Source organism: Citrobacter sp. Cf118, from assembly GCF_030334095.1.
Classification (GTDB): Bacteria; Pseudomonadota; Gammaproteobacteria; order Enterobacterales; family Enterobacteriaceae; genus Citrobacter; species Citrobacter freundii.
Genome location: NZ_JAOWES010000088.1, coordinates 252348 through 269289 on the forward strand (window position 1 = coordinate 252348; position 16942 = coordinate 269289).

14 protein-coding genes are annotated in these 16942 nt (G+C 53.3%); 11 read left to right on the forward strand and 3 right to left on the reverse strand.

Features of this window, described 5'->3' with window-relative positions; translation table 11 throughout:
* Positions 1-117 precede the first annotated feature (117 nt).
* From lon to fadM, 5 genes are all read left to right on the forward strand, one after another.
* Positions 118-2472 (forward strand): endopeptidase La, encoded by a 2355-nt coding sequence (lon, locus tag OGX67_RS21360; RefSeq protein WP_003021627.1) that lies wholly within the window; start codon positions 118-120, stop codon positions 2470-2472.
* Between the two features lie 190 nt (positions 2473-2662).
* Positions 2663-2953 (forward strand): nucleoid-associated protein HU-beta, encoded by a 291-nt coding sequence (hupB, locus tag OGX67_RS21365; protein WP_219352570.1) that lies wholly within the window; start codon positions 2663-2665, stop codon positions 2951-2953.
* Positions 2954-3220: 267 nt separating this feature from the next.
* Positions 3221-5095, forward strand: coding sequence for a peptidylprolyl isomerase (ppiD, locus tag OGX67_RS21370; RefSeq protein ID WP_016149702.1), 1875 nt, complete (start codon positions 3221-3223; stop codon positions 5093-5095).
* 146 nt (positions 5096-5241) lie between these two features.
* Entirely contained in the window at positions 5242-5616 is a 375-nt protein-coding gene (locus OGX67_RS21375) for a helix-hairpin-helix domain-containing protein (RefSeq protein WP_003021633.1), read from the forward strand.
* A 102-nt stretch (positions 5617-5718) separates the two neighbouring features.
* On the forward strand, positions 5719-6117 hold the full coding sequence (gene fadM / locus OGX67_RS21380) for a long-chain acyl-CoA thioesterase FadM (RefSeq protein WP_003021636.1): 399 nt from the start codon (positions 5719-5721) through the stop codon (positions 6115-6117).
* Positions 6118-6234: 117 nt separating this feature from the next.
* Here the strand turns inward: fadM and queC are convergent, their stop codons facing one another.
* Together queC and OGX67_RS21390 are read right to left on the reverse strand one after the other, a co-directional pair.
* Complete coding sequence (gene queC, locus OGX67_RS21385) at positions 6235-6930, reverse strand: 7-cyano-7-deazaguanine synthase QueC (RefSeq protein ID WP_204583979.1); 696 nt, start codon at positions 6928-6930, stop codon at positions 6235-6237.
* A 65-nt stretch (positions 6931-6995) separates the two neighbouring features.
* Positions 6996-8696: an SgrR family transcriptional regulator gene (locus OGX67_RS21390; RefSeq protein ID WP_257651691.1), complete on the reverse strand. Its 1701-nt coding sequence runs from the start codon at positions 8694-8696 to the stop codon at positions 6996-6998.
* 226 nt (positions 8697-8922) lie between these two features.
* On the opposite strand from OGX67_RS21390, the gene cof reads away from it, so the two are divergent.
* Complete coding sequence (gene cof, locus OGX67_RS21395; protein ID WP_003021643.1) at positions 8923-9741, forward strand: HMP-PP phosphatase; 819 nt, start codon at positions 8923-8925, stop codon at positions 9739-9741.
* Positions 9742-9791: 50 nt separating this feature from the next.
* On the opposite strand, the gene OGX67_RS21400 is transcribed toward cof, so the two are convergent.
* Positions 9792-10847, reverse strand: coding sequence for a PLP-dependent cysteine synthase family protein (locus OGX67_RS21400; RefSeq protein ID WP_220133005.1), 1056 nt, complete (start codon positions 10845-10847; stop codon positions 9792-9794).
* A 116-nt stretch (positions 10848-10963) separates the two neighbouring features.
* Between OGX67_RS21400 and OGX67_RS21405 the strand changes: the two genes are divergently transcribed.
* The 5 genes from OGX67_RS21405 to amtB all read left to right on the forward strand — a co-directional run bounded on the left by OGX67_RS21405 (position 10964) and on the right by amtB (position 16923).
* Positions 10964-11422, forward strand: coding sequence for an Lrp/AsnC family transcriptional regulator (locus OGX67_RS21405; protein ID WP_003021649.1), 459 nt, complete (start codon positions 10964-10966; stop codon positions 11420-11422).
* A gap of 44 nt (positions 11423-11466) precedes the next feature.
* Positions 11467-13239 (forward strand): SmdA family multidrug ABC transporter permease/ATP-binding protein, encoded by a 1773-nt coding sequence (locus OGX67_RS21410; protein WP_257651689.1) that lies wholly within the window; start codon positions 11467-11469, stop codon positions 13237-13239.
* Complete coding sequence (locus OGX67_RS21415) at positions 13232-15010, forward strand: SmdB family multidrug efflux ABC transporter permease/ATP-binding protein (protein ID WP_003021654.1); 1779 nt, start codon at positions 13232-13234, stop codon at positions 15008-15010. The genes OGX67_RS21410 and OGX67_RS21415 overlap by 8 nt, the downstream gene beginning before the upstream one ends.
* A gap of 256 nt (positions 15011-15266) precedes the next feature.
* Positions 15267-15605 (forward strand): P-II family nitrogen regulator, encoded by a 339-nt coding sequence (glnK, locus tag OGX67_RS21420; RefSeq protein ID WP_003021657.1) that lies wholly within the window; start codon positions 15267-15269, stop codon positions 15603-15605.
* Positions 15606-15636: 31 nt separating this feature from the next.
* Entirely contained in the window at positions 15637-16923 is a 1287-nt protein-coding gene (gene amtB / locus OGX67_RS21425) for an ammonium transporter AmtB (RefSeq protein WP_121539794.1), read from the forward strand.
* The last annotated feature ends 19 nt before the right edge of the window (positions 16924-16942 follow it).

The following is a 16942-nucleotide window of genomic DNA, read 5'->3' on the forward strand; positions in this document are numbered from 1 at the left end:
ACATGGCGTTGAATGTGTGGGAAACATCCCCATATACTGACATACATGTTAAAGGTGGTGTGAAGCACAGTCGTACCACCTGATTACCTGGCGGAAACTAAACTAAGAGAGAGCTCTATGAATCCTGAGCGTTCTGAACGCATTGAAATCCCCGTATTGCCGTTGCGCGATGTGGTGGTTTATCCGCACATGGTCATACCCTTATTTGTAGGGCGGGAAAAATCTATCCGTTGTCTGGAAGCGGCTATGGACCATGATAAAAAAATCATGCTGGTCGCACAGAAAGAAGCGTCAACGGATGAGCCGGGTGTAAACGATCTTTTCACCGTCGGGACCGTGGCCTCTATTTTGCAGATGCTGAAACTGCCTGACGGCACCGTAAAAGTGCTGGTCGAGGGGTTACAGCGCGCGCGTATTTCAGCGCTGTCTGACAACGGCGAGCACTTCTCTGCGAAAGCAGAGTACCTTGACTCGCCTGCTATTGATGAGCGCGAACAGGAAGTGCTGGTGCGTACTGCTATCAGCCAGTTTGAAGGCTACATCAAGCTGAACAAGAAAATCCCACCAGAAGTGCTGACGTCGCTGAACAGCATCGACGATCCTGCACGTCTGGCGGACACCATCGCAGCGCACATGCCGCTGAAGCTGGCTGACAAACAGTCCGTGCTGGAGATGTCCGACGTTAACGAACGTCTGGAATATCTGATGGCGATGATGGAGTCTGAAATCGATCTGCTGCAGGTTGAGAAACGCATTCGCAACCGCGTGAAAAAGCAGATGGAAAAATCCCAGCGTGAGTACTATCTGAACGAGCAGATGAAAGCTATTCAGAAAGAGCTCGGCGAGATGGACGATGCGCCGGACGAAAACGAAGCGCTGAAGCGTAAGATCGACGCGGCGAAAATGCCGAAAGAGGCAAAAGAGAAAGCGGAAGCGGAACTGCAGAAGCTGAAAATGATGTCTCCGATGTCGGCGGAAGCGACCGTAGTGCGTGGCTACATCGACTGGATGGTTCAGGTACCGTGGAATGCGCGTAGCAAGGTCAAAAAAGACCTGCGTCAGGCGCAGGAAATCCTCGATACCGACCATTACGGTCTGGAACGCGTCAAAGATCGTATCCTTGAGTATCTCGCGGTCCAAAGCCGTGTGAATAAAATCAAGGGGCCGATCCTGTGTCTGGTTGGGCCGCCGGGGGTAGGTAAAACTTCTCTGGGGCAGTCCATCGCCAAGGCGACCGGGCGTAAATACATCCGTATGGCGCTGGGCGGCGTGCGTGATGAGGCTGAAATTCGCGGTCACCGCCGGACCTATATCGGTTCTATGCCGGGTAAACTGATCCAGAAAATGGCTAAAGTGGGCGTTAAAAACCCGCTGTTCCTGCTTGATGAGATCGACAAAATGTCTTCCGACATGCGTGGCGATCCGGCTTCCGCACTGCTTGAGGTGCTGGATCCAGAGCAGAACGTGGCGTTCAGCGATCACTACCTGGAAGTGGACTACGATCTCAGCGACGTGATGTTCGTTGCGACCTCTAACTCCATGAATATTCCGGCGCCGTTGCTGGATCGTATGGAAGTGATCCGTCTGTCCGGTTATACCGAAGACGAGAAGCTGAATATTGCAAAACGTCACCTGTTGCCGAAACAGATTGAGCGTAACGCGCTGAAAAAAGGTGAGCTGACGGTCGACGATAGCGCCATTGTAGGCATTATTCGTTACTACACCCGTGAAGCGGGTGTGCGTAGTCTGGAGCGCGAAATCTCCAAACTGTGCCGTAAAGCGGTGAAACAGCTGCTGCTCGACAAGTCGCTGAAACATATCGAGATTAATGGCGATAATCTGCACGACTATCTGGGCGTACAGCGCTTTGATTATGGCCGCGCGGACAACGAAAACCGCGTTGGTCAGGTAACCGGCCTGGCGTGGACGGAAGTGGGCGGCGATCTGCTGACCATCGAAACCGCCTGTGTACCGGGTAAAGGTAAGCTGACCTACACCGGTTCTCTGGGTGAAGTCATGCAGGAATCCATTCAGGCTGCACTGACCGTTGTGCGTGCGCGTGCGGAAAAACTGGGTATTAATCCGGATTTTTACGAAAAACGCGACATTCACGTTCACGTACCTGAAGGAGCGACGCCGAAAGATGGCCCAAGTGCGGGTATTGCGATGTGTACCGCGCTGGTTTCTTGTCTTACCGGTAACCCGGTTCGCGCCGACGTGGCGATGACCGGCGAGATCACCCTGCGTGGTCAGGTTCTGCCAATCGGTGGTTTGAAAGAAAAACTGCTGGCGGCACACCGTGGCGGTATTAAAACGGTCTTAATTCCTGATGAGAACAAACGTGACCTGGAAGAGATTCCGGATAACGTAATTGCCGATCTGGACATCCATCCGGTGAAACGCATTGAGGAAGTTCTGGCTCTTGCGTTGCAAAATGAACCCTCTGGAATGCAGGTTGTGACGGCAAAATAGTGACCTCGCGCAAAGAGCATTAATAAAAACAGGGCTGGCAGGCCATTTCGGGCTTGCCAGCCTTTTTTTGTATAGCTAATTTAGATGACGGATTAGGCTTGCCATCATTAACGGGTGTTGTAAGGGCATGGCAGGCCTGATATAACTGCTGCGCGGTCGCACTTTGAAGGATTCAGGTGCGATATAAATTATAAAGAGGAAGAGAAGAGTGAATAAATCTCAACTGATCGACAAAATTGCTGCAGGGGCTGATATCTCTAAAGCTGCGGCTGGACGTGCGTTAGATGCAATTATTGCTTCTGTTACCGAATCTCTGAAAGAAGGTGATGACGTAGCGCTGGTAGGTTTTGGTACTTTTGCCGTTAAAGAGCGTGCTGCCCGTACTGGTCGCAACCCGCAAACAGGTAAAGAGATCACCATTGCCGCGGCTAAAGTACCGGGCTTCCGTGCAGGTAAAGCACTGAAAGACGCGGTAAACTAAGTGATTTCCCCTTTGGGGATGTGACGAAGTACAAGGGCGCATCGACTGATGTGCCTTTTTTATTTGTAATTCCGGTACTTTCTACGTGTTGTGGGCTGACAATTACCCCTGTTTCTTGTCACAATAGGCCTTTGTGCGCAGCGTTCAGGAAACGCTATGCTGCGTGAAGCATATATACTCATAATCCTTGCCGCCGTTGTTGTGTCAACGCGCAGGCGGCTTTAGAGATAACGCGTATAGTCATCTACAGCGGAGTGTGGTTACACCATGATGGACAGCTTACGCACGGCTGCTAACAGTCTCGTGCTCAAGATTATTTTCGGTATCATTATCGTGTCGTTCATTTTGACCGGCGTGAGTGGTTACCTGATTGGCGGGGGCAATAACTTCGCCGCCAAAGTGAATGGCCAGGAGATCAGCCGCGGGCAGTTCGAGAATGCGTTCAACAGCGAACGTAACCGCATGCAGCAACAGCTGGGCGATCAATACTCCGAGCTGGCCGCGAACGAAGGTTACATGAAAACGCTGCGTCAGCAGGTGCTGAATCGTCTTGTTGACGAAGCGCTGCTGGATCAGTATTCCCGCGAGCTTAAGCTCAACATCAGCGACGATCAGATTAAACAGGCTATTTTTGCCACGCCTGCTTTCCAGGTCGACGGTAAATTTGATAACAACCGCTATAACGCAATTGTTAATCAGATGGGCATGACCGCAGATCAGTACGCTCAGGCATTACGTAATCAGCTTACTACCCAGCAGCTGATTAATGGCGTTGCCGGTACAGACTTTATGCTGAAAGGCGAAACGGACGAACTGGCGGCGCTGGTCGCACAGCAGCGGATCGTGCGCGAGGCGACGATTGACGTTAACGCACTGGCCGCGAAGCAGTCTGTTACCGAGCAGGAAGTTGCCAGCTACTACGAGCAGAATAAAAACAACTTTATGACGCCGGAACAGTTCCGTGTGAGCTACATCAAGCTGGATGCTGCTGCTATGCAGGAGACGGCCAGCGATGCTGATATTCAGTCTTACTATGACCAGCATCAGGATCAGTTCACTCAGCCGCAGCGTAACCGCTATAGCATCATTCAGACCAAAACTGAAGATGAAGCCAAAGCGGTACTGGACGAGCTGAATAAAGGCGGTGATTTTGCTGCGCTGGCGAAAGAAAAATCTGCCGATATCATCTCTGCCCGTAAAGGCGGCGATATGGGATGGCTGGAAGATTCCACCACCCCGGATGAGCTGAAAAATGCCGGTCTGAAAGAAAAAGGCCAACTGTCTGGCGTAATTAAGTCTTCCGTTGGTTTCCTCGTTGCGCGTCTTGACGACGTACAGCCTGCACAGGTTAAACCGCTGAGCGAAGCCCGTGACGACATTGCGGCAAAAGTGAAGCAGGAAAAAGCGCTGGATGCCTACTATGCGCTGCAACAGAAAGTCAGCGATGCGGCCAGCAACGATAACGAATCTCTGGCGGGTGCAGAGCAGGCAGCAGGTATGAAAGCGGTTGAAACGGGCTGGTTCAGCCGTGACAGCCTGCCGGAAGAACTGAATTTCAAACCAGTCGCTGACATCATTTTCAATGGTGGTCTGGTAGGCGAGAACGGTACACCTGGCAGTAACTCCGATATCATCACCGTAGATGGCGATCGCGCGTTCGTGCTGCGTATTGCAGAGCACAAAGCCGAAGCCGTGAAGCCACTGGCTGAAGTGAAAGAGCAGGTAACTGCGCTCGTTAAGCACAATAAAGCAGAGCAGCAGGCGAAGCTTGATGCCGATAAACTGCTGGCGGATCTGAAAGCCGGTAAAGGCGATGAAGCGATGAAAGCTGCGGGTCTGAGCTTTGGCGAGGCAAAAACGCTGAGCCGTACGGGTCAGGATCCGTTGAGCCAGGCTGCCTTTGGTCTGAGCCTGCCGGCGAAAGACAAGCCGAGCTACGGCGTAGCGAACGACATGCAGGGTAACGTTGTTCTGTTGGCGCTGGACGAGGTGAAAGCCGGTTCTATGCCTGAAGCGCAGAAGAAAGCGATGGTTCAGGGGATCACTCAGAACAACGCGCAGATTGTCTTCGAAGCGCTGATGAGCAACCTGCGTAAAGCTGCAAAAATTAAAATCGGTGATGCGCTGGAACAGCAGCAATAACCGAGGCAGTTCGCAAAAAATTGCAAAAAGTTGTATCTACCAAAGGCCGCTTTCGCGGCCTTTTCCATTTCTGATATTTGCCATTTGTCTGCCGTTCTGCACCTCGCTATCGTGATTCCACTGTTAACAAACAAGGAGAAAACAGTATGAAACATGGAATCAAAGCCCTGCTTATCACTCTTTCATTGACCTGCGCCGGTATGGCCCAAACTGCATTGGCGGCTGAGCCTGTCGCCAAAAGCCAGGCGACACAAACCAAAGCGGAAAACTCAGGGGCGGCACAAAGCAAAGCCACACTGCCCGCTAAAGCAAGCGACGATGAAGGCACCAGGGTAAGCATCAACAGCGCTTCTGCGGAGGATTTAGCGCGAGTCATGAATGGCGTAGGTCTGAAGAAAGCGCAGGCGATTGTGAGCTATCGTGAGGAGTACGGACCGTTTAAAACGGTGGAGGATTTAAAGCAGGTACCGGGTATGGGCAGTTCGCTGGTGGAGCGTAATTTGGCAGTTTTAACACTTTAATAACTTGCACAGCGCTGAAAATTTGCCAGACTAGAGAGGTCATACCAGTTATGGCCTCACTACCCTGAATATATTCCTATAAAAACGTAAGGTTCCTGCGCTATGCAAACACAAATCAAAGTCCGTGGTTTTCATCTTGATGTCTATCAGCACGTCAACAACGCCCGCTATCTCGAGTTTTTGGAAGAAGCTCGCTGGGATGGTCTGGAAAACAGCGACAGCTTTCAATGGATGACTGCACACAACATCGCTTTTGTGGTCGTGAATATAAATATTAACTACCGTCGTCCAGCGGTGCTAAGCGACCTGCTGACCATCACTAGTCAGGTGCAACAGCTAAATGGCAAAAGCGGGGTGTTAAACCAGACAATTACCCTGGAACCGGAAGGGCAGGTAGTGGCCGACGCGTTGATTACCTTCGTCTGTATTGATTTGAAAACGCAAAAAGCGCTGCCGCTGGAAGGGGAGTTACGCGAAAAACTGGAGCAGATGGTGCAGTAGCTCAACGTTGCCTGATGGCGCTTCGCTTATCAGGCCTACGGGCGATATTGTGTATGATGAATGCTGTCGGTAGGCCGGATAAGGCGTTTACGCCGCCATCCGGCACTATTCACTCAATTATTTCAGGCCGGTTTTCTGCTTCATTGCCGCCATCACTGCCGGTTTATCCGCCAGATAATGGTTCAGGCCGTTGGCACGCAGATTACACGCCGCACAGTGACCGCAACCGTCACCTTTGATGCCGTTATAGCAGGTTAGTGTTTCTTCGCGTACCAGGTCCAGCTTGCCCCAGTAATCAGCCAGCGCCCAGGTTTCGGCTTTATCGATCCACATCAGTGGGGTTTCAAAGCGAATATCTTTCGCCATCCCCAGGTTTACGGCATGGTTCAGGGCTTTGACGAACTCATCGCGACAGTCCGGGTATCCAGAGAAATCCGTTTCACAAACGCCGGTAATGACCGCCTCTGCCTGCACCTGGTACGCGTAAATTGCTGCCAGCGTTAAGAACAGAATATTGCGTCCTGGCACAAAGGTATTGGGAATGCCGTTCGCATCCGGTTCGTAATCGGGTACCGGAATATTATCGCGGGTCAGGCTGCTGACAGCCAGTTCACTGAGCAGCGTGACATCAAGCACTTTGTGCGCGCGTGCGCCAAGTTTTAAGGCCAGGTCACGTGCGACATCAATCTCAGCGCGATGGCGCTGACCATAATCAAAGGTCACGCAGTGCACTTCATCATACTGATGCAGCGCTTGCGCCAGACAAGTCGTGGAGTCCTGACCTCCACTGAATACAACAACGGCACGTTTCATGGCTTTTCCTGACAAAATAACGAAGCCCTTATGGTAGCGCCTGGGCGTGTCGCCGACCAGCTTCTTCACGCTGAAGGAGGTGGCAGCCAGGCTTCGGTAAACTCAAACCAGCCACGAGGATTCAGGCGTACGCCGTTCACCCCTGGTGGCGCGCTGATGCGATAGTGATAATTGAACAGAGGCGTCAGGGTAGCGTCATGCATTAGCGTGGCGAAAACTTGTTGTAAAGCCGCGTGGCGATCGTCCTCATCGGCCTGGATTTGTAGGGCATCCAGGGTCGTTTGCAAATGTGTGTATGCTGGTGCATTCAATACATGTGACCAGAGCTGATCGCAGCGCAACCACTGTTCGAGAGTATATTCAGGTGCTTCACCAATCAGCCTGTCGCCCATCATCAGGTCGGCCTGGGCTAGGGGATGATTGCCATCCCAGTTTTTAGCATTATGAAAAATAAGCGTTAATTCACAGCCGAGCAGAGCCAACGCATGGCAAAGCTGTTCAGCCATAGCGTGAAGTTCTACCGGTAGATGATAAGCCAGCGTCAGCTTTTCCGGTAATGCCACCTCGTCGAGTTCATCCCATTGCGGGATACTCCATCCGGGCAGCAGTGCATTGCTTGGCGTGATCAGATTTTCATCCACTTCAAGCGTTTGTAGTAGGGAAGAACGGTGGATAATATCGACCAGTCGACGAGCCTGCCGCGTATTCAGGCGCGCGCTTTTTCTTAGCGTGAGATAGCAAAAACCCAGGCTGATCCCACTGCTTACCTGGCTTAGCATAGGTAACTCTTCGGGTTTACCAATCGCAATTTGCACCGGATGGCGGCAGCTGGTGCCCAAATCCTGGGAGAAGAGCTGCGGGGTTATCCAGTATTCAATGGCTTTTAGCAGCGGATGACTCAGATGGTAGTGATCGTGACTCTCGATACGCACCAGCTCAGGAGTAAACAGTGTCAACCGGAACGGGCCGGTACCCACAAACGGGTGCTCAGGATGCGCCAGGTGACTGCTGTAGCTCGCCAGACGGTGCGCCAGCCAGAAGTCGGGACGATGCAGAATAAAGGTCAGACACTGGGGATGCGTCACTTCAATGCGCTTTACGCTGATAAACAGCTTATTCAGCGCAGGTAATTCTAACAGCTTCAGCAACTGTTGATGTAGTTGCGTGCTGCTTACCGTATCGCCGTTATGCCAATGCAGGGTGGAACGAATATAGAAATCCCAGCGCAGGCCGTCAGCGGAGATATTCCAGTGGTGGGCTAAGTCTCCACAGGGACGTTGCGTAGTGCTGTCAAATCGGGTCAGGCCAGAGAAAACTTGTCCAGCAAGGTGTTGCTCCGCGCGACCGGGGAGAAATCCAGGGTGCAAAGGGTCAAGCGGGCGGTAATAGGGGATACGCAGGGTTGGCGTGTCGTTTTGCCATTGGCCGCCCATAAACGGCTGTAGCAACGTTCTTAATTCTCCCGGTGCTAACTGAGCCAGTTCCAGCACGCTAAGCTGTTCTCCCTTTTGCAGCGCCTGTTCCATCATGGTGTTGCGCAGGGAATCCGGCGTCACCAAAAAGCGTAATTGCCCGCGTTTCCCACGCCCAGACTGGGCGTGCCACTCCAGCCAGCCAGCATCCTGCGCTTGCTTCAGCAGGGTACGCACGTGGCGCTCACTGCAAAAACAGCGTTCGGCCAGTTCCCCGACGGTCACCGACTGCGGTTCGCCGTTCGAAGGCTGCCACAGGCGTTGGTATTGGTTCAGGCGATTCAACAATCTCATATACACTTCATCCTTCAAGCTGCCTCTTTGTTGGCTGCGTTTATTCACCCCAGTCACATACTGAAATGTATGCTCCTGGGCGTTCATTCACTTGCCGCCTTGATGCAACTTGAATGATTTTCTGTAATAAACCCGGAACAATTCATTTTATATATTCACTATTACTTCCGTATATCTCAGGTGATACTGAATCACAAGTTAACCGCGTCACAGTGTGGAGAAAGAAATGGCTCGTCTGGCTGCATTTGATATGGATGGCACCCTGTTGATGCCGAATCACCATTTAGGTGACGAAACGCTTTCAACGCTGGCGCGCTTGCGTGAACGCGATATCACTCTGACATTTGCCACTGGCCGCCATGTGCTGGAAATGCGCCACATTTTGGGTTCTATCTCACTGGACGCCTTTTTGATCACCGGTAACGGCACGCGCATTCACTCTCTTGAGGGCGATGTGTTGCACCGTCAGGATCTGGATCCGAATGTTGCGGATATCGTGTTACATCAGAAATGGGATACCACCGCCAGCATGCATGTCTTTAATGACAACGGTTGGTTTACCGGACAAGAGATCCCCTCGCTGCTACAGGCGCATGTGTATAGCGGATTTCGCTACCAGATCGTCGATGTGAAACGTATTCCGGCTCATCAGGTAACGAAGATCTGTTTCTGCGGCGATCATGAGTCTCTGATCCAGTTGCGCATTCAACTGAATGAAGCGCTGGGAGAACAGGCGAATCTCTGTTTCTCCGCGGTTGATTGCCTTGAGGTACTACCGCTGGGCTGTAACAAAGGATCCGCACTGGCGGTGTTGAGTGACCACTTAGGATATTCAATGTCCGAGTGTATGGCGTTTGGCGATGCTATGAACGATCGCGAAATGTTAGGCAGCGTTGGGCGCGGCCTGATTATGGGTAACGCAATGCCGCAACTGATGGCTGAACTGCCTCATTTATCGGTGATTGGACATTGCCGTAATCAGGCGGTGTCACACTTTTTGACGCATTGGCTGGACAATCCGCATCTACCTTATTCCCCCGAATGAGAGATCCCTTCCAGCAAGCCAGACTTCGCGTCTGGCTTTTTTTTGTCTGCTTAGTGTGTATTCAGCAACTGGGCAAGTTCCGCTTTCCACGGCGTTAAATCACCGATGTGCGCGTCAACCCATTGCGGGTTGTAGTAGGTTTCCAGATAGCGTTCACCGCTGTCGCAGAGCAGCGTCACCAGTGAACCGGTTTCTCTGGCGTTGCGCATGCGCGCGGCAAGTTGCAGCGTTCCCCACATGTTGGTGCCGGTTGAGGCACCGACTTTACGACCCAACTGCGTTTCCAGCCAGTGCGCGGTAGCCACGCTGGCGGCATCTGGCACGCGCAGCATTTCATCGACCACATCAGGAATGAAAGAGGGTTCTACGCGTGGACGCCCGATACCTTCAATTTTGCTTCCTACCGGGCTGCGCAATGTCGCATCGCGATCCTGCCAGAAGGGCATAAAAACCGAATTCTCCGGATCCACTACCATCAGGCGAGTATCGTAGCCCTGACAGCGGATATAGCGGCCAATGGTTGCTGAGGTGCCGCCGGTGCCGGCGCTCATCACGATATGGCGGGGAACGGGGTTGGGCTCGCACTGCATCTGACGAAAGATGCTGTCGGCAATATTATTATTGCCACGCCAGTCGGTGGCGCGCTCAGCATAAGTGAACTGGTCCATGTAATGACCGTTCAGCTCACGCGCCAATTGTTCAGAGGCCGCGTAGATTTCGCAGGCGCTTTGCACGAAATGACAGCGACCGCCGTAAAATTCAATCTGTTCAACTTTACGTTTTGCTGTACAGGAAGGCATGACAGCAATAAAAGGCAGCCCTAACAGTCGAGCGAAATAAGCCTCAGATACCGCCGTTGAACCGGACGATGATTCAATGATGGTGGTGCCTTCTTTGATCCAGCCATTGCACAATCCGTACAGAAACAGTGAGCGCGCCAGACGATGCTTCAGGCTCCCGGTCGGATGCGTGCTCTCATCTTTTAAATAGATCTGAATGCCCGGAAACGCCGGTAGCGACAGACGAATGAGATGCGTATCTGCAGAACGCTGATAATCCGCGTTGATTTCATTGATGGCGTTTTTAACCCAGGAGCTATTCATCATTAATAGATATCCGTTTGTCATTTTGTGCCCAGAATAGCGAAAAGCACGGAAAAAATTGTTGCCATTTAGCCTTTAAAATAGAATGTAAGTAGAAAATTCTTCTCTGTGGAGTGGATATGCTAGACAAAATTGACCGTAAGCTGCTTGGCTTACTGCAACAGGACTGCACCCTTTCTTTGCAGGCGTTAGCAGATGCCGTTAATCTGACTACCACTCCCTGTTGGAAACGCCTCAAACGGCTCGAGGATGACGGTGTTCTGCTGGGTAGAGTCGCCTTGCTGGATCCGGAAAAACTGGGGCTGGGCTTAACCGCGTTTGTGCTGATCAAAACTCAGCATCACAGCAGCGAATGGTATTGCCGCTTTGTCACTGAAGTGACCGGAATGCCCGAGGTTCTGGGGTTCTGGCGTATGGCAGGGGAGTATGATTACCTGATGCGAGTGCAGGTCGCTGATATGAAAAGCTACGATGAATTTTATAAGCGCCTGGTGAACAGCGTACCGGGCCTGTCTGACGTCACCTCCAGCTTTGCCATGGAACAGATTAAATACACAACTGCTCTCCCTATTGAATAATTCTCCCGGTGCTTATTGCCGGAAATTTTGTCAGGACATAACGCGTGCGATTATTTGCTCAATTAAGCTGGTACTTCCGCCGGGAGTGGCGTCGCTACCTCGGGGCGGTGGCCCTGCTTATCATCATCGCTATCCTTCAGCTTATTCCGCCGAAAGTGGTGGGGATCATTGTGGATGGCGTAACGATACAACGCTTCACCACCGAGCGGCTGCTGATGTGGGTGGGAACCATTGCTCTGATCGCCGTGGTGGTTTATTTACTGCGCTATGTCTGGCGCGTGCTGCTGTTTGGCGCATCCTACCAACTGGCGGTTGAGCTGCGGGAAGATTATTACCGTCAGTTGAGTCGTCAGCATCCAGAGTTTTATCTGCGTCACCGCACGGGCGATCTGATGGCGCGTGCAACTAACGATGTTGACCGCGTGGTATTCGCCGCCGGGGAAGGCGTACTGACGCTGGTAGATTCGCTGGTCATGGGATGTGCGGTGCTGATCGTGATGTCAACGCAGATAAGCTGGCAACTTACGTTGATTGCGCTGCTGCCGATGCCGGTGATGGCGATAATGATCAAACGTTACGGTGATCGACTCCATAACCGCTTTAAGCTGGCGCAGGCGGCGTTTTCCAGCCTCAACGATCGTACTCAGGAAAGCCTGACCAGTATTCGTATGATCAAGGCCTTTGGTCTGGAGGATCGGCAGTCGGCATTATTTGCCGCTGATGCTGAAGATACAGGTAAGAAAAACCTGCGCGTGGCGCGCATTGACGCCCGCTTTGATCCCACGATTTATATCGCCATTGGAATGGCTAACCTGCTGGCGATTGCCGGGGGAAGCTGGATGGTGGTTCACGGTTCGCTGACGCTCGGCCAGCTCACCAGCTTTATGATGTATCTCGGTCTGATGATTTGGCCGATGCTGGCGCTGGCATGGATGTTTAACATCGTCGAGCGCGGCAGCGCCGCGTATAGCCGAATTCGCGCCATGCTGGCAGAAGCGCCGGTAGTGGATGACGGTACTGAACTGGTGCCGGAAGGACGCGGCGAGCTGGCGGTAGCGATTCGCGAATTTTGTTACCCGCAAACCACCCACCCGGCGCTGGAAAATGTGAATTTTCAGCTTAAACCAGGGCAGATGCTGGGCATCTGTGGTCCGACCGGCGCGGGGAAAAGTACGGTGCTGTCGCTGATCCAGCGTCATTTTGATATCACCCAAGGCGATGTACGCTTTCATGATATCCCATTAACGCGCTTACAGCTGGATAGCTGGCGCAGCCGGCTGGCGGTTGTCAGCCAGACGCCATTCCTGTTTTCCGATACCGTCGGCAATAACATCGCCTTAGGACGCCCGCAGGCCACCCAGGCAGAGATCGAGCATGTGGCGCGCCTTGCCAGCGTTCATGAGGATATTTTACGTCTTCCTCAGGGCTATGACACCGAAGTGGGCGAACGCGGGGTGATGCTGTCTGGTGGACAAAAACAGCGTATTTCTATCGCCCGGGCGCTACTGCTGAACGCTGAAATCCTGATTCTGGATGATGCGTTGTCGGCGGTAGATGGTCGTACCGAGCATCAGATCCTGCATAACCTGCGTCAGTGGGGCGAAGGCAGAACCGTGATTATCAGCGCCCACCGTTTATCGGCTCTGACGGAAGCCAACGAGATTATCGTGATGCAGCATGGGCATATTGCCCAGCGCGGTGAGCATGAATCTTTAGTGCAACAGCCCGGCTGGTATCGCGATATGTACCGCTATCAGCAACTGGAAGCGGCGCTGTCTGATGCGCCAGAAATAAACGAGGAGGCGGCTAATGCGTAGTTTTGGGCAACTATGGCCGACCCTGAAAAGATTGCTGGCGTATGGTTCACCATGGCGAAAACAGCTGGCGATTGCGGTAGTTATGCTGTGGGTGGCGGCTGCGGCGGAAGTCAGCGGTCCGCTGTTGATTAGCTATTTTATCGATAACATGGTGGCGAAGAACAATCTGCCGTTGGCGATGGTTGTCGGGCTGGTTGCGGCCTATGTCGGTCTGCAACTGCTGGCGGCAGGCCTGCATTACGCGCAGTCGTTGTTGTTTAACCAGGCGGCGGTTGGCGTCGTACAACAGTTACGCACTGACGTAATGGACGCTGCGCTGCGCCAGCCGCTCAGCGCCTTTGATACTCAGCCCGTCGGGCAGCTTATCTCACGTGTGACCAATGACACCGAAGTTATTCGCGACCTGTACGTGACGGTGGTCGCAACGGTCCTGCGCAGCGCGGCCTTAATCGGTGCCATGCTGGTGGCGATGTTCAGCCTCGAGTGGCGTATGGCGCTGGTGGCGATGGCCATTTTCCCGGCGGTGATGGTGGTGATGGTGATTTATCAACGCTACAGCACCCCGATTGTGCGTCGGGTGCGCGCTTATCTGGCGGATATTAACGATGGCTTTAACGAAGTCATCAACGGCATGAGCGTTATCCAGCAGTTCCGCCAGCAGGCGCGATTTGGCGAGAGAATGGGGGAGGCCAGCCGCTCGCACTATATGGCGCGTATGCAAACCCTGCGACTGGATGGCTTTTTGCTGCGCCCGCTGCTGAGCCTTTTCTCGGCGCTGATCCTCTGCGGTTTGCTGATGCTGTTCAGCTTTACCTCTGGCAGCTCCATTGAGGTTGGCGTGCTGTACGCGTTTATCAGCTACCTCGGCCGTTTGAACGAGCCGCTGATCGAGCTGACCACCCAGCAATCCATGCTGCAGCAGGCGGTTGTCGCCGGCGAGCGAGTGTTCGAACTGATGGACGGGCCTCGTCAGCGCTATGGTGACGATGATCGACCGCTGAAGAGCGGGGACATTGAGGTGGATAACGTTTCATTTGCCTATCGTGACGACAATCTGGTGCTGCAAAACATCAGTCTGTCCGTGCCTTCGCGCAGCTTCGTAGCCTTGGTCGGACACACCGGTAGCGGCAAAAGTACGCTGGCCAGTCTGCTGATGGGTTACTACCCGTTGACGCAGGGCGAAATCCGCCTTGACGGACGTCCGCTGTCTTCTCTGAGCCACAGTGCGTTACGTCAGGGCATCGCGATGGTGCAGCAGGATCCGGTGGTGATGGCGGATACCTTTCTGGCAAACGTCACGCTGGGTCGTGATATCTCAGAAGAGCGGGTATGGCAGGCTCTGGAGACTGTGCAACTGGCAGCACTGGCGCGGGGGCTGAGCGAGGGGATCCATACCCGGCTGGGCGAGCAGGGCAATAATCTCTCCGTTGGGCAGAAACAGCTGCTGGCGCTGGCGCGGGTATTGGTGGAAACGCCGCAGGTACTGATTCTCGATGAAGCCACGGCCAGTATTGATTCCGGTACTGAACAGGCCATTCAGCACGCGCTGGCGGCGGTGCGTGAACACACCACGCTGGTGGTGATTGCACATCGGTTATCGACAATTGTCGATGCGGATACCATTCTGGTGCTGCATCGCGGGCAGGCGGTTGAGCGTGGTACGCACCAGCAACTACTGGCGGCGCAAGGCCGTTACTGGCAGATGTATCAGCTGCAACTGGCGGGTGAAGAGCTGGCGGCCAGCGCACATGAGGATTCGGTTATCGCCTGATGGCGCTGCGCTTATCAGGCCTACGGTCAACGCGATTTTGTAGGCCGGCTAAGGCGTTTACGCCGCCATCCGGCAATCAACAATCTGGTGCAAAAATGTAACGCACTATGCACCGTCATAGTGCGTTTTTTCTTTTTCTCCCCCGGCAATACCCTGCAAGCCTGAATTATTCCGCGTTTTTCATTCCTGGCACACCCCTTGCAATATTCCTCTCGTGTATCTGCAGCCACTACTGAATTCTGACTGGAGGGGATCTATGAAGCTGGTTACCGTGGTAATCAAACCGTTCAAACTGGAAGACGTCCGTGAAGCACTATCGTCTATTGGTATTCAGGGGCTGACCGTCACCGAAGTGAAGGGCTTTGGCCGACAGAAAGGTCATGCTGAGCTGTACCGTGGGGCTGAATATAGCGTCAATTTTCTGCCAAAGGTGAAGATTGATGTGGCGATTGCCGACGACCAACTGGATGGCGTGATTGATGTCATCAGTAAAGCGGCATACACCGGAAAAATTGGCGACGGCAAAATCTTCGTCGCCGAGCTGCAACGTGTGATTCGTATTCGTACCGGCGAAGCCGACGAAGCCGCACTGTAACTTCTGGCACACAGTGATAGGAAACCAAAAAATGAAGATAGCAACGATGAAAACAGGTATTGCTTCACTGGCGCTACTGCCGGGACTGGCAATGGCGGCACCGGCGGTTGCGGATAAAGCAGATAACGCTTTTATGATGATCTGTACCGCGCTGGTGCTGTTTATGACTATCCCTGGCATTGCGTTGTTCTACGGCGGTTTGATTCGCGGTAAGAACGTGCTGTCGATGCTGACTCAGGTGACGGTGACATTCGCTCTGGTTTGTATTCTATGGGTGGTTTATGGCTACTCGCTGGCCTTTGGCGAAGGGAATAATTTCTTCGGCAACTTCAACTGGGTATTGCTGAAGAACATCGCGCTGACGGCGGTCACGGGGAGCTTCTACCAGTACATTCACGTTGCTTTTCAGGGTTCTTTCGCCTGCATCACCGTTGGGCTGATTGTTGGGGCGCTGGCTGAACGTATTCGCTTCTCTGCGGTGCTGATTTTTGTAGTGGTATGGTTAACGTTGTCGTACATCCCCATTGCCCATATGGTCTGGGGCGGCGGCTTGCTGGCTTCCCACGGTGCGTTGGATTTTGCCGGCGGAACAGTCGTGCATATCAACGCGGCGATTGCCGGTCTGGTTGGGGCGTATCTGATTGGCAAACGCGTCGGTTTTGGCAAAGAAGCCTTTAAACCGCATAACCTGCCGATGGTCTTCACCGGTACCGCTATTCTCTATATTGGTTGGTTTGGCTTTAACGCCGGTTCAGCGGGAACGGCGAATGAGATTGCCGCACTGGCCTTCGTCAATACCGTGGTTGCCACCGCCGCAGCCATCCTCGGATGGATCTTCGGTGAATGGGCGCTGCGTGGCAAACCGTCCCTGCTGGGCGCGTGTTCTGGCGCTATTGCGGGTCTGGTGGGGGTAACACCGGCATGTGGTTATATTGGTGTCGGCGGCGCGCTGATTATTGGTGTCGTTGCGGGACTGGCTGGCCTGTGGGGTGTGACCATGCTGAAGCGTATTCTGCGCGTGGACGATCCGTGTGATGTGTTTGGCGTGCACGGCGTGTGCGGCATTGTCGGCTGCATCCTGACCGGGGTGTTCGCTGCCAGCTCTCTGGGCGGCGTGGGCTTTGCCGAGGGCGTGACCATGGGGCATCAGCTGCTGGTGCAACTGGAAAGCGTGGCGATTACCATCGTCTGGTCCGGTGTGGTGGCTTTCATTGGCTATAAGCTGGCGGATATGACGGTGGGTCTGCGTGTACCGGAAGAGCAGGAACGCGAAGGTCTGGATGTGAACAGCCACGGCGAGAACGCTTACAACGCTTGATGTTTCAATCTGCCGGATG